The 12,517-nt window shown below is 71.1% G+C and carries 11 protein-coding genes; 8 read left to right on the top strand and 3 right to left on the bottom strand.

The genetic code is table 11. The features are described 5' to 3' along the window. The first annotated feature begins 161 nt into the window (after positions 1 to 161). From ACGFRG_RS11325 to ACGFRG_RS11315, 3 genes are all read left to right on the top strand, one after another. A complete protein-coding gene (locus ACGFRG_RS11325; RefSeq protein WP_393263225.1) occupies positions 162 to 1,088 on the top strand; it encodes an ABC transporter ATP-binding protein in 927 nt (308 codons plus the stop codon). Further along, on the top strand, positions 1,085 to 1,852 hold the full coding sequence (locus tag ACGFRG_RS11320) for an ABC transporter permease (protein ID WP_361429054.1): 768 nt from the start codon (positions 1,085 to 1,087) through the stop codon (positions 1,850 to 1,852). Before ACGFRG_RS11325 ends, ACGFRG_RS11320 begins: the two co-directional genes overlap by 4 nt. Positions 1,853 to 1,961: 109 nt before the next feature. Next, positions 1,962 to 2,957, top strand: coding sequence for a heme A synthase (locus ACGFRG_RS11315; protein ID WP_393263223.1), 996 nt, complete (start codon positions 1,962 to 1,964; stop codon positions 2,955 to 2,957). On the opposite strand, the gene ACGFRG_RS11310 is transcribed toward ACGFRG_RS11315, so the two are convergent. From ACGFRG_RS11310 to ACGFRG_RS11300, 3 genes are all read right to left on the bottom strand, one after another. Beyond that, a complete protein-coding gene (locus ACGFRG_RS11310; RefSeq protein ID WP_361429052.1) occupies positions 2,931 to 4,034 on the bottom strand; it encodes an amidohydrolase in 1,104 nt (367 codons plus the stop codon). The two genes, ACGFRG_RS11315 and ACGFRG_RS11310, sit on opposite strands and share 27 nt — an antisense overlap. An 88-nt stretch (positions 4,035 to 4,122) precedes the next feature. Beyond that, positions 4,123 to 4,464 carry a hypothetical protein gene (locus ACGFRG_RS11305; RefSeq protein ID WP_361429050.1) on the bottom strand — a complete coding sequence of 114 codons (342 nt, stop codon included), beginning with the start codon at positions 4,462 to 4,464 and terminating at the stop codon, positions 4,123 to 4,125. 93 nt (positions 4,465 to 4,557) lie between these two features. Further along, entirely contained in the window at positions 4,558 to 5,511 is a 954-nt protein-coding gene (locus ACGFRG_RS11300; RefSeq protein WP_361429048.1) for a heme o synthase, read from the bottom strand. A 356-nt stretch (positions 5,512 to 5,867) separates the two neighbouring features. On the opposite strand from ACGFRG_RS11300, the gene tkt reads away from it, so the two are divergent. The 5 genes from tkt to pgl are packed head-to-tail and all read left to right on the top strand — an operon-like array spanning position 5,868 to position 12,495. Further along, positions 5,868 to 7,958, top strand: a complete 2,091-nt coding sequence (gene tkt, locus ACGFRG_RS11295; protein ID WP_393263220.1) for a transketolase — start codon at positions 5,868 to 5,870, stop codon at positions 7,956 to 7,958. 35 nt (positions 7,959 to 7,993) lie between these two features. Beyond that, positions 7,994 to 9,112, top strand: a complete 1,119-nt coding sequence (gene tal, locus ACGFRG_RS11290; protein WP_361429045.1) for a transaldolase — start codon at positions 7,994 to 7,996, stop codon at positions 9,110 to 9,112. 13 nt (positions 9,113 to 9,125) lie between these two features. After that, the gene (zwf, locus tag ACGFRG_RS11285; protein ID WP_361429171.1) at positions 9,126 to 10,649 is read left to right on the top strand and encodes a glucose-6-phosphate dehydrogenase; all 1,524 of its coding nucleotides are present in this window, start codon (positions 9,126 to 9,128) and stop codon (positions 10,647 to 10,649) included. Next, positions 10,646 to 11,716, top strand: coding sequence for a glucose-6-phosphate dehydrogenase assembly protein OpcA (gene opcA, locus ACGFRG_RS11280; RefSeq protein ID WP_393263218.1), 1,071 nt, complete (start codon positions 10,646 to 10,648; stop codon positions 11,714 to 11,716). The genes zwf and opcA overlap by 4 nt, the downstream gene beginning before the upstream one ends. Continuing rightward, positions 11,713 to 12,495, top strand: coding sequence for a 6-phosphogluconolactonase (gene pgl / locus ACGFRG_RS11275; RefSeq protein ID WP_361429041.1), 783 nt, complete (start codon positions 11,713 to 11,715; stop codon positions 12,493 to 12,495). Before opcA ends, pgl begins: the two co-directional genes overlap by 4 nt. Positions 12,496 to 12,517 lie beyond the last annotated feature (22 nt).

Below are 12,517 nucleotides of genomic sequence, written 5' to 3'. Positions count from 1 at the left end.
CCGGAGTGGGTCCACGGAGGGGCCTCAGCGGTCGTCCGAGCATTTCTCGACACGCTCGGCGAACGGGGGACGCCGGCTGTCCGAGAACCGCCCGCGCCCGGTCGACTGATGTACGGCCCCACGGTCCCGGGCCCCACCCGCGCTGCCTAGACTTGCCCATCATGAAGAGCGAGTCCGTCGTCCAGGTCACCGGCCTGGTCAAACGGTACGGATCCAAGACCGCCGTGGACGGCCTCGACCTGCGGGTCGCCGCCGGGACCGTCACCGCGGTGCTCGGGCCCAACGGTGCCGGCAAGACCACCACGATCGAGACCTGCGAGGGCTACCGCAGACCGGACGCGGGCACCGTCCGCGTCCTCGGCCTCGACCCGGTCGCCCAGGCCGAACAGCTGCGCCCGCGCATCGGCGTGATGCTCCAGTCCGGCGGCGTCTACTCCGGCGCCCGCGCCGAGGAGATGCTGCGCCACATGGCCACCCTCCACGCGCACCCGCTGGACGTGCCCGAGCTGATCGGGCGCCTGGGCCTGGAGAGCTGCGGCCGCACCACCTACCGCCGGCTCTCCGGCGGCCAGCAGCAGCGCCTCGCGCTCGCCATGGCCGTGGTCGGCCGCCCCGAGCTCGTCTTCCTGGACGAGCCGACCGCGGGCCTGGACCCGCAGGCCCGCCGCTCCACCTGGGAGCTCGTACGGGAGCTGCGCGCCGACGGCGTCTCGGTGGTCCTCACCACGCACTTCATGGACGAGGCCGAACAGCTCGCCGACGACGTGGCGATCGTCGACGCGGGCCGGGTCGTCGCCCAGGGCTCGCCCGAGGCGCTGTGCCGGGGCGGCGCCGAGAACACCCTGCGCTTCACCGGCCGCCCGGGCCTCGACCTCGCCTCGCTCCTCAAGGCGCTGCCCGACGGCACGGCCGCCGCCGAGCTCACCGCGGGCGCCTACCGCATCAGCGGCACCGTCGACCCGCAGCTGCTGGCCACCGTCACCTCCTGGTGCGCGCAGCACGGGGTGATGCCCGACGGGATCTCCGTCGAGCGCCACACCCTCGAAGACGTCTTTTTGGAGCTGACCGGCAGGGAGCTGCGTTCATGAGTGCCGGTACGTACACGCCGAACCCGGGGGCGGCCCCCGTCGGCCGGATGATCAAGGCGCAGACCGCGCTTGAGACCCGGATGCTGCTGCGCAACGGCGAGCAGCTGCTCCTCACGGTGATCATCCCGGCGCTGCTGCTCGTCCTGTTCAGCGCCGTCGACATCATCGACACCGGCAAGGGCAAGTCGGTGGACTTCCTGACCCCCGGCATCCTGGCGCTCGCGGTGATGTCGACCGCCTTCACCGGCCAGGCCATCGCCACCGGCTTCGAGCGCCGCTACGGCGTGCTCAAGCGGCTCGGCGCCTCGCCGCTGCCGCGCTGGGCGCTGATGACCGCGAAGACGCTGTCGGTGCTGGTCACCGAGGTGCTCCAGATCGCGCTGCTCACGGTGATCGCCTTCGCGCTCGGCTGGTCGCCGCACGGCAACCCGTTCGCGGTGCTGCTGCTCATGGTGCTCGGCACGGCCGCGTTCTCCGGGCTCGGCCTGCTGATGGCGGGCACGCTCAAGGCCGAGGCGACGCTGGCCGGCGCCAACCTGGTGTTCCTGCTGCTGCTCGTCGGCGGCGGGGTCATCGTGCCGATGGACAAGTTCCCGGGCGGGGTGCAGGACGCGCTCGGCCTGCTGCCCATCTCCGCGCTCTCGGACGGGCTGCGGGACGTGCTCCAGCACGGCGCGGCCATGCCGTGGGGCGACCTCGGGATCCTCGCGGTCTGGACGGTCCTCGGCCTCGGCGCGGCGGCCAGGTTCTTCCGCTGGGAGTAGGGCGTTCCGCGGGGAATTCGGTGGCGAATTCCCTGGCCGGAGCCAAGGGCCGGGGCTACGGGAGCCCCCTCGTGAAAACGTGCACAAACGGCCCCCTACGATAGAGCCCATGCCGAACGTGACCCGAGCCGATGTGGCTCAGGCGGTGCGCAACCCGCTCGCCTTCATCGCCGAGCGGTGGACGCCGTCGCCGCGGACCGTCCAGCGCGCGGCGCTCAGCGCCGTCGTCATGGCCGTCGTCATCGTGGTGACCGGCGGCGCGGTGCGGCTGACCGGGTCCGGGCTCGGCTGCCCGACCTGGCCCAAGTGCACCGACCAGAGCCTGACGCCGACCAGCGCGATGAACTTCCACAGCGCCGTCGAGTTCGGCAACCGGATGCTGACGTACGTGCTGTGCGCGGCGGTCGGCTGGGCCATCATCGCCGCCCGCGCGGCCAAGCCGTGGCGCACCGGCGTCACCCGGCTCGGCTGGGCCCAGTTCTGGGTGGTCATGGGCAACGCGATCCTGGGCGGCATCGTCGTCCTGGTCGGCCTCAACCCGTACACCGTCGCGGCCCACTTCCTGCTCTCCACCGCGCTGCTCACGCTCGCGATGCTGACCTGGCAGCGCACCCATGAGGGCGACGGCGCGCCGCGCCCGCTGGTGGGCAAGGCCGTGGTGCAGCTGACCTGGCTGCTGGTGGCCGCGGCGGGCGCGCTGGTCGCGGTCGGCACGGTCGTCACCGGCGCCGGGCGGCACGCGGGCGACTCCAGCGACGTCCAGCGCATCCCGCTCAACTGGACCATGATCAGCCAGCTCCACGCGGACCTCGCGTGGGTCGTGGTGGCGCTCACGGTCGCGCTGTGGTTCGTCCTGAAGGCGGTCGACGCCCCGGTGGGCCCGCGCAACCGGGCCCGGGACCTGTTCCTGGTGCTGATGTCGCAGGGCGTCGTGGGCTATGTGCAGTACTTCATGAAGACCCCGGAAGCCCTGGTCGCTCTGCACATGTTCGGCTCGTGCCTGGTGTGGATCGCCGTGGTGCGCGTCCTGCTGTCGCTGCGCGAGCGCCCGGACGCGAGCGCGCCGATCCCGGCCCAGTCAGACCCGGCCCTCACCCGCGCCTGACAGCCCGTACACCCGCCGCGCGTTGCCCGCCGCGATCATCGCGGTGACCCGTTCCGCGTCCGTACGGGCCCACGCGCCCTCGGCCACCCAGGCTCCCAGGACCCGGCTCAGCGCCTGGGTGAACAGCCGCGCGCTCACCACGTGCAGCTCGGGCAGCCCGCGCGCGCCGCTGGAGTAGAGCAGCTTCCCGAACGGCGCGAGCTCCAAGAGCTCCGCCAGTACGTCGGCGGCCCGCGCGCCCGTACGCACCAGGGCCGGGCCCACGTCCGCGTACACATGCGGGAAGACGCTCGCCAGATGGGCGGCCTGGCGGTGGTACGGATAGCCGTGCAACAGCACCAGATCCGTGCCCAGGCCGTTGGTCGCGGCCGCGAACGCGGCGAGCCCGGTCGGGTCGTCCATGCCGAGCCTCAGCTGGAGCGGCCGCCCGGACGCCACCGCGCTCCACAGCACGTGCCGCAGCAGCACGGGGTCCTCCAGAGGCCCCTGGATACGGCGCCGGGTCAGCCAGCGGCCCGCCGCCCCGCGCACCTCGCCGGGCCCGGGCGGATCGGCGTCGAGCCGCTGGCGCACGGCCGAGACGGAGATGAAGGCGACGGCGGAGGCGGCCGCGGTGTGCACGGCCTCGGCGAGGTTGGCGAGGAAGGAGTCGACGGTGCCGGAGGTGTCGGCGACCTGCTCGGCGAGGAGTTCGAGCCGGACGATCTCATGGGCCTCGGCGGCCCCGGCGGCGGCGATCTCACCCGGCCCGGTGAGATCCCCGGGCAGCCCCGTGTCCACCAGATAGGTGGAGATCCCCGAGCCGCGCAGCAGCCGCCGGCCGGTCTCCAGGACGCCCAGTTCGCGTCGGCGGGCAAGGTAGCGGGCCGGGGCGCAGTGCGCATCGAGGCCCAGCAGCGGCGGGCACCAGCGGCGCACCGCGAAGCCGGTCTGGGTGTCGAAGAACGTGGTGCCGGGGGCGGGCGGGCCGCCGGTCCTGCCGAGCTGCGTCTCGAAGGTGCCGAGCCCCAGCTCCGTACGGAGCACTCCGTGGCAGCACTGGTCCACCAGGTCCGGTCGGGGCGCAGCGTCGATCATCCGGGACTCCCTGGGTGGATGTGCTTCCACCCCTCCTAACGGGTGAGTCCCGGATCAGTGTTGCTGGCCTGATGTTCCCCTTGTGGGATCAGGCGTTCTTCGGCCCGCCGAGCTGGAGGCCCGCCATCCGGGTCCACTCGTAGCGGCCCGTCTTGACCTTGGCCGCGAACTCGCCGTCGAAGTCGTCGTGGACGGTGATCTGGGCCTTCGCCACGGCGCTGCGCGCGATCTCGTACGTGGGCGCCACCAGGTCGCCCCAGCCGCCGTCCGCGCCGACGAGCACGATCCGGGCGCCCTTCTGGCCGATGTACGCCACCTGGCCCTCGGCCCCGCCGTGCTCCTTGGCGAAGTGGCCGATCTGCCGGGCGAGCGTGGCGGCCCGTCGCTCGGCCTTGGCGGTCTGCTTCTCGTCAACCTGGGTCTCTGCCATGTGCAGGATGCTACTCGCGAGTAGATCAACGCGCGACGGGCGGAACGCGTGGTCTGTGCCACGCGTTCCGCCCGTCGGCGAAAGTGCTGGTGATCAGCGCAGGAACGGGTCCACGGCCACCGCCACGAACAGCAGCGACACATAGGTGATGGACCAGTGGAACAGGCGCATCTCCTTGAGCTTGGCGCCGGTCACCTCGGCCTTGGCGCGGCTCTGCAGCCCGTGCGCCTCCCACAGCCAGAAGGCGCCCGCGAGCAGCGCCACCGCCGTGTAGAACCAGCCGGTGTAGCCGAGCGGGGTGAGCAGCAGCGAGACCGCGACCATCACCCAGCTGTAGAGGACGATCTGCTTGGCGACCACCTTGTTGGAGGCGACGACCGGCAGCATCGGCACGCCCACGCGCGCGTAGTCCTCCTTCACCTTCATGGACAGCGGCCAGTAGTGCGGCGGCGTCCAGAAGAACATGACGAGGAAGAGGATGACCGGCGCCCACGACATCGAGTTCGTCACCGACGACCAGCCGATGAGGACCGGCAGGCAGCCGGCGATGCCGCCCCAGACGATGTTCTGCGAGGTGCGGCGCTTCAGCAGCATCGTGTAGATGACGACGTAGAAGAGCAGCGCACCGAGCGACAGCGCGGCGGACAGCCAGTTGACGAGCAGTCCGAACCACACGGTGGAGACGACGCCGAGAGTGAGGCCGAAGGCCAGGCACTCGCGCGGCGACACCATGCCGGTGACCAGCGGCCGCTGCGAGGTGCGGTCCATCAGCGCGTCGATGTCGCGGTCGATATACATGTTCAGCGCGTTGGCGCCGCCGGCCGAGAGATAGCCGCCGACGGTGGTCGCCACCACCAGCCACAGCGACGGCACGCCCTGCTCGGCCAGGAACATCACCGGAATGGTGGTGATCAGCAGCAGTTCGATGATCCGCGGCTTGGTCAGCGCCACGAACGCCTTGACACGGGCCCCGAACGGCCGATGGCCCCCCGGGCTGGGAGTCAAGACGACCCCTGCGGGTCGGGACTCGACGGCCGTCACGCACACCCCTGACAGAGAATTCCCAGCAAGTCCCGGGCTGCCGACAAAGGGCTGGGCCCGGCACGTTTCCGGGCGTGAAGGCCCGGTAAAGACTTGCGCGTACCACGCCACTCTAGACGTTGCCGATACGCCGCCCTTCGCGGGGGTGGGGTCGTGTTGGGGGCGGGTCGCGGCGACTTCGCGACAAGCTCCGGACGACTTCACCATGAGGCGCAAATGAGCACTTCCGGGCACTCTTGAGGTGTGCGTCCCAACCAGCGGGCACTCGAAAAATTGAGCGTTCCGGCGGGGGTAGGCTCGACAGCGCCCGGTGCGCCCTCAGTCACCGGGATTCAACATGTGGAGAGGAGCCCTGACTCAGGGTGAGCACCAAGCCGACCACCACAGACCTTGACTGGACCGAACTGGACCAGCGGGCCGTTGACACCGGCCGTGTCCTGGCCGCGGATGCTGTACAGAAGGTCGGCAACGGCCATCCTGGTACGGCGATGAGCCTGTCCCCGGCCGCGTACACCCTCTTCCAGAAGGTGATGCGCCACGACCCGGCGGACCCGGACTGGACCGGCCGCGACCGCTTCGTGCTGTCCGCGGGCCACTCGTCCCTCACGCTCTACATCCAGCTGTACCTGGCCGGGTACGGCCTGGAGCTGGATGACCTCAAGGCCTTCCGGACCTGGGGTTCGAAGACCCCCGGCCACCCGGAGTACGGCCACACCAAGGGCGTCGAGACGACCACCGGCCCGCTGGGCCAGGGTGTCGCCAACGCCGTGGGCATGGCCATGGCCGCCCGCTACGAGCGCGGCCTGTTCGACCCGGAGGCGGCCCCCGGCACCTCCCCGTTCGACCACTTCGTCTTCGCGATCGCGGGCGACGGCTGCCTCCAGGAGGGCATCTCCGCCGAGGCGTCCTCGCTCGCCGGCCACCAGAAGCTCGGCAACCTGGTCCTGCTGTGGGACGACAACCACATCTCGATCGAGGGCGACACCGAGACGGCCGTCTCCGAAGACACGATGAAGCGGTACGAGGCGTACGGCTGGCACGTCCAGCGCGTCGAGCCGCAGGCCAACGGCGACCTCGACCCGCAGGCGCTGTTCACCGCGATCGAGGCCGCCAAGGCCGAGACCGGGCGCCCCTCCTTCATCGCGATGCGCTCGATCATCGCCTGGCCCGCCCCGAACGCGCAGAACACCGAGGCCGCGCACGGCTCGGCGCTCGGCGACGACGAGGTCGCGGCCACCAAGCGCGTCCTGGGCTTCGACCCGGAGAAGAGCTTCGACGTCTCCGAGGAGCTCGTCGCGCACACCCGCGGCGCCGCCCTGGACCGCGGCCGCGAGGCCCGCGGCGAGTGGGAGAAGTCCTTCGCCGCCTGGCGCACCGCCAACCAGGAGCGCGCCGCCGAGTTCGACCGCATCGCCGCGGGCGAGCTGCCGGCCGGCTGGGAGGAGCAGCTCCCGGAGTTCGAGACCGGCAAGGGCGTCGCCACCCGCGCCGCCTCCGGCAAGATCCTCCAGTCGCTCGGCGCGGTCATCCCCGAGCTGTGGGGCGGCTCGGCCGACCTCGCGGGCTCGAACAACACGACGATCGACAAGAACTCGTCGTTCCTGCCCGTCGGCAACCCGCTCCCGGAGGCCGACCCGTACGGCCGCACGATCCACTTCGGCATCCGTGAGCACTCGATGGCCGCCGAGATGAACGGCATCGCGCTGCACGGCAACACCCGCATCTTCGGCGGCACCTTCCTGGTGTTCTCCGACTACATGCGCAACGCCGTCCGGCTGTCCGCGCTGATGCACCTGCCGGTGACGTACGTGTGGACGCACGACTCCATCGGTCTGGGCGAGGACGGCCCGACCCACCAGCCCGTCGAGCACCTGGCCTCGCTGCGCGCGATCCCGGGCCTCAACGTGGTCCGCCCGGCGGACGCCAACGAGACCGTGATCGCCTGGCGCGAGATCCTCAAGCGCTACACCAAGGTGTTCGGCAAGGGGGCCCCGCACGGCCTCGTGCTGACCCGTCAGGGCGTGCCGACGTACGAGCGCAACGAGGCCGCCGCCAAGGGCGGTTACGTGCTGTTCGACGCCGAAGGCGGCGAGGCGCAGGTCGTCCTGATCGGCACCGGCTCCGAGGTCCAGCTCGCCGTCGAGGCGCGCGAGCAGCTGCAGGCCGCCGGCGTCCCGACCCGGGTGGTCTCGATGCCGTCCGTCGAGTGGTTCGAGGAGCAGGACCAGGCGTACAAGGACAGCGTCCTGCCGCCGTCGGTCAAGGCCCGGGTCGCCGTCGAGGCCGGCATCGGTCTGACCTGGCACCGGTACGTGGGCGACGCGGGCCGCATCGTCTCGCTTGAGCACTTCGGTGCCTCGGCGGACGGCAAGGTCCTGTTCCGCGAGTTCGGCTTCACCGCCGAGCACGTGGCCGCCGCCGCCCGGGAATCTCTCGCCGCCGCGGCGCGCTGACGCCGGTATACGAACTAGTAGGAGATGCAATTCTCATGACAGACGCACTCAAGCGCCTCTCCGACGAGGGCGTGGCGATCTGGCTCGACGACCTGTCGCGCAAGCGGATCACGTCCGGCAACCTCGCCGAACTGATCGACCAGCAGCACGTGGTGGGCGTCACGACCAACCCGTCGATCTTCCAGAAGGCGATCTCCTCGGGTGACGGCTACGAGCAGCAGCTCGCCGACCTCGCCGCCCGCAAGGTCACCGTGGACGAGGCCATCCGCATGATCACGACGGCGGACGTGAGGGACGCCGCCGACATCCTGCGCCCGGTCTTCGACGCCACCGAGGGCCAGGACGGCCGGGTCTCCATCGAGGTGGACCCGCGCCTGGCGCACAACACCGCGGCCACCGTCGCCGAGGCCAAGCAGCTGGCCTGGCTGGTGGACCGGCCGAACACGCTCATCAAGATCCCGGCGACCAAGGCGGGCCTGCCCGCGATCACCGAGGTCATCGGCAAGGGCATCAGCGTCAACGTCACGCTGATCTTCTCCCTTGCGCGCTACCGCGAGGTCATGGACGCCTACCTGGCCGGTCTGGAGAAGGCCAAGGAGCGCGGCCTGGACCTCTCGAAGATCCACTCCGTGGCGTCCTTCTTCGTGTCCCGCGTGGACACCGAGATCGACAAGCGGATCGACGCGCTGGGCACCGACGAGGCCAAGGCCGCCCGCGGCAAGGCGGGTCTCGCCAACGCCCGCCTCGCGTACCAGGCGTACGAGGAGGTCTTCTCCTCGGACCGCTGGACCGCGCTGGACAAGGCGCACGCCAACAAGCAGCGCCCGCTGTGGGCCTCGACCGGCGTGAAGGACAAGGCGTACAAGGACACCCTGTACGTCGACGACCTGGTGGCGCCCAACACGGTCAACACCATGCCGGAGGCCACCCTGGAGGCGGCCGCCCACCACGGCGAGATCACCGGGAACACCGTCTCGGGCACCTACGAGCAGTCCCGTGCCGAGCTCGACGCGGTCGAGAAGCTGGGGATCTCGTACGACGAGGTCGTGCAGCTCCTGGAGGACGAGGGCGTCGACAAGTTCGAGGCGGCCTGGAACGACCTGCTCAAGTCGACCGAGGCGGAGCTTGAGCGCCTGGCACCTTCGGAGGGCTAAAACCTTGACTGTGATTCGCGAAGCGAATCCGCTTCGTGACGCCGCAGACCGACGGCTCCCGCGTATCGCGGGGCCGTCGGGCCTGGTGATCTTTGGCGTCACGGGCGATTTGTCCCGTAAAAAGTTGATGCCCGCCGTCTATGACCTCGCCAACCGAGGTCTGCTTCCGCCGGGCTTTTCCCTGATCGGTTTCGCCCGCCGCGAGTGGCAGGACGAGGACTTCGCGCAGGAGGTGCACGACGCCGTCAAGGCGCACGCGCGCACCCCCTTCCGCGAGGAGGTCTGGCAGCAGCTCATCCAGGGCATGCGTTTCGTCCAGGGCGACTTCGACGACGACAACGCCTTCGAGCAGCTGAAGTCGACGATCGCCGAGCTCGACAAGGCGCAGGGCACCGGCGGCAACTTCGCCTTCTACCTCTCGGTGCCGCCGAAGTTCTTCCCCCAGGTCGTCCAGCAGCTCAAGAAGCACGGGCTCGCCGACCAGAAGAACGGCGCCTGGCGCCGCGCGGTCATCGAGAAGCCCTTCGGCCACGACCTGGTCTCCGCCAAGGAGCTCAACCAGGTCGTCCACGAGGTCTTCCCGCCGGACGAGGTCTTCCGGATCGACCACTACCTCGGCAAGGAGACCGTCCAGAACATCCTGGCGCTCCGGTTCGCCAACACCATGTTCGAGCCGCTCTGGAACCGGTCGTACGTCGACCACGTCCAGATCACCATGGCCGAGGACATCGGCATCGGCGGCCGCGCCGGCTACTACGACGGCATCGGCGCCGCCCGTGACGTCATCCAGAACCACCTCCTCCAGCTGCTCGCGCTGACCGCGATGGAGGAGCCCGCCTCCTTCGACGCGGACGCGCTGGCGGCCGAGAAGACCAAGGTCCTGGGCGCGGTACGGCTGCCCAAGGACCTGGGCGCCAACACCGTGCGCGGCCAGTACGCGGCCGGGTGGCAGGGTGGCGAGAAGGCCGTCGGCTACCTCCAGGAAGACGGCATCGACCCCAAGTCGAAGACCGACACCTACGCCGCCGTGAAGCTGGAGATCGACAACCGCCGCTGGGCGGGCGTCCCGTTCTACCTGCGCACCGGCAAGCGTCTGGGCCGCCGCGTCACCGAGATCGCGGTGGTCTTCCAGCGCGCCCCGCACTCCCCCTTCGACCACACGGCGACGGAGGAGCTCGGCCAGAACGCCCTGGTCATCCGGGTCCAGCCGGACGAGGGCGTGACCGTGCGCTTCGGCTCCAAGGTGCCCGGCACCTCGATGGAGGTCCGGGACGTCTCGATGGACTTCGCCTACGGCGAGTCGTTCACCGAGTCCAGCCCCGAGGCGTACGAGCGGCTCATCCTCGACGTCCTGCTCGGCGACTCCAACCTCTTCCCGAGGGTGGAGGAGGTCGAGCTGTCCTGGAAGATCCTCGACCCGATCGAGGAGTACTGGGACAAGAACGGCAAGCCCGCGCAGTACCCGTCGGGGACCTGGGGCCCGGTCGAAGCGGACGAAATGCTCGCACGAGACGGACGGAGCTGGCGCCGGCCATGAAGATCGACCTTACGGACACCACGGCCAGCAAGATCAACAAGGCGCTGGTCCAGGGCCGCCGTGCCATCGGCACGCCGGCCGTGGGCATGGTGCTGACCCTGGTCATCGTCACCGACGAGGAGAACGCCTACGACGCGCTGCGCGCGGCGAGCGACGCCTCGCGCGAGCACCCCTCGCGCACGCTCGTCGTCATCAAGCGTGTCTCGCGCTCGCCCCGCGACCGCACCCAGTCGCGCCTGGACGCCGAGGTGCGGGTCGGCGCGGACGCGGGCACCGGCGAGACGGTCGTCCTGCGGCTGTACGGCGAGGTCGTCGACCACGCCCAGTCGGTGGTGCTGCCGCTGCTGCTGCCGGACGCGCCCGTCGTCGTCTGGTGGCCGGTCAGCGCGCCGATCGACCCGGCCAACGACCCGCTGGGCGCCCTGGCCCAGCGCCGGGTCACCGACACCTACGCGGCCGAGCAGCCCATCCACGAGCTGACCGCCCGCGCCGAGACCTACACCCCGGGCGACACCGACCTGGCCTGGACCCGCATCACGCCCTGGCGCTCGATGCTGGCCGCGGCCCTGGACCAGGTGTCGTGCAAGGTGACCTCGGTCGAGGTGGAGGGCGAGGAGTTCAACCCGAGCTGCGAGCTGCTCGCCATGTGGCTCGCGGACCGGCTCGACGTGCCGGTGCAGCGCTCGCTGTCGTCGGGCCCGGGTCTGACCGCCGTACGCATGGAGACGGACTGCGGCCCGATCGTCCTCGACCGCGCCGACGGCTCGCTGGCCACGCTCTCGATGCAGGGCCAGCCGGACCGCGCGGTGGCGCTGAAGCGGCGCGAGACGGCCGAGCTGATCGCCGAGGAGCTGCGGCGCCTCGACCCGGACGACACCTACGCGTCCGCGCTGAAGTTCGGCGTGGAGCGGCTGTCGTCGGGACAGGCGTCGAACGGGTCGGCCGCCTCGGCGGACGTGTCCGGTTCGTCGTCGGACTCGGCCTCGGGCTCGTCGGATGCGTCCTCGGCCTCGGACGCCAAGCCCGCCGCGAAGAAGGCTCCGGCCAAGAAGGCGGCGGCGAAGTGAGTACCCCTCAGCTCGTCGTCCACCGTGACAAGGAGCTGATGGCGCAGGCCGCGGCGGCCCGGCTGATCACGAAGATCGTGGACGCCCAGGCCGCCCGCGGCTCGGCGTCGGTGGTCCTCACCGGCGGCCGCAACGGCAACGGGCTGCTGGCGGCGCTCGCCTCCTCGCCGGCCCGGGACGCGATCGACTGGTCGCGGCTCGATCTGTGGTGGGGCGACGAGCGGTTCCTGCCCGAGGGCGATCCGGAGCGCAATGTCACGCAGGCCCGCGCGGCCCTGCTCGACGCGGTGCCGGTCGACCCGAAGCGGGTCCACGCGATGCCCGCGTCGAACGGCGCGTACGGCAGTGATGTCGAGGCCGCCGCGGCGGCCTACGCCGAGGAGCTGGCCGCAGCGGCCGGTCCCGAGGACCACGGCGACGTGCCGACGTTCGACGTGCTCATGCTGGGCGTCGGCCCGGACACCCATGTGGCGTCGCTCTTCCCGGAGTTGCCCGCGGTGCGCGAGACCGAGCGGACGGTGGTCGGGGTGCACGGCGCGCCCAAGCCGCCGCCGGTCCGGATCTCGCTGACGCTTCCGGCGATCCGCGCGGCCCGCGAGGTGTGGCTGCTCGCGGCGGGCGCGGACAAGGCCCAGGCCGCCGCCATCGCCCTGTCGGGCGCGGGCGAGATCCAGGCCCCGGCGGCGGGCGCGTACGGACGCGGCCGCACCCTGTGGCTGCTCGACTCGGCGGCCGCGTCCCAGCTGCCGCGCGCGCTGTACCCGCCGGCGTCGCCCTGACACCGGCGTCACCGCGAAACAC

Origin of the sequence: Streptomyces sp. NPDC048696 (assembly GCF_043198895.1) — a bacterium.
Lineage (GTDB): Bacteria > Actinomycetota > Actinomycetes > Streptomycetales > Streptomycetaceae > Streptomyces.
Note: the sequence above shows the minus strand (reverse complement) of the source record. Positions and strands in the feature narration are given on the sequence as shown.

Coding starts and splice junctions, on each gene's coding strand:
- ACGFRG_RS11305 (WP_361429050.1), bottom strand. CDS start 4,464: ATGGCAGAGACCCAGGTTGACGAGAAGCAGACCGCCAAGGCCGAGCGA.
- opcA (WP_393263218.1), top strand. CDS start 10,646: ATGAAGATCGACCTTACGGACACCACGGCCAGCAAGATCAACAAGGCG.
- ACGFRG_RS11320 (WP_361429054.1), top strand. CDS start 1,085: ATGAGTGCCGGTACGTACACGCCGAACCCGGGGGCGGCCCCCGTCGGC.
- ACGFRG_RS11325 (WP_393263225.1), top strand. CDS start 162: ATGAAGAGCGAGTCCGTCGTCCAGGTCACCGGCCTGGTCAAACGGTAC.
- tal (WP_361429045.1), top strand. CDS start 7,994: ATGACAGACGCACTCAAGCGCCTCTCCGACGAGGGCGTGGCGATCTGG.
- ACGFRG_RS11310 (WP_361429052.1), bottom strand. CDS start 4,034: ATGATCGACGCTGCGCCCCGACCGGACCTGGTGGACCAGTGCTGCCAC.
- ACGFRG_RS11315 (WP_393263223.1), top strand. CDS start 1,962: ATGCCGAACGTGACCCGAGCCGATGTGGCTCAGGCGGTGCGCAACCCG.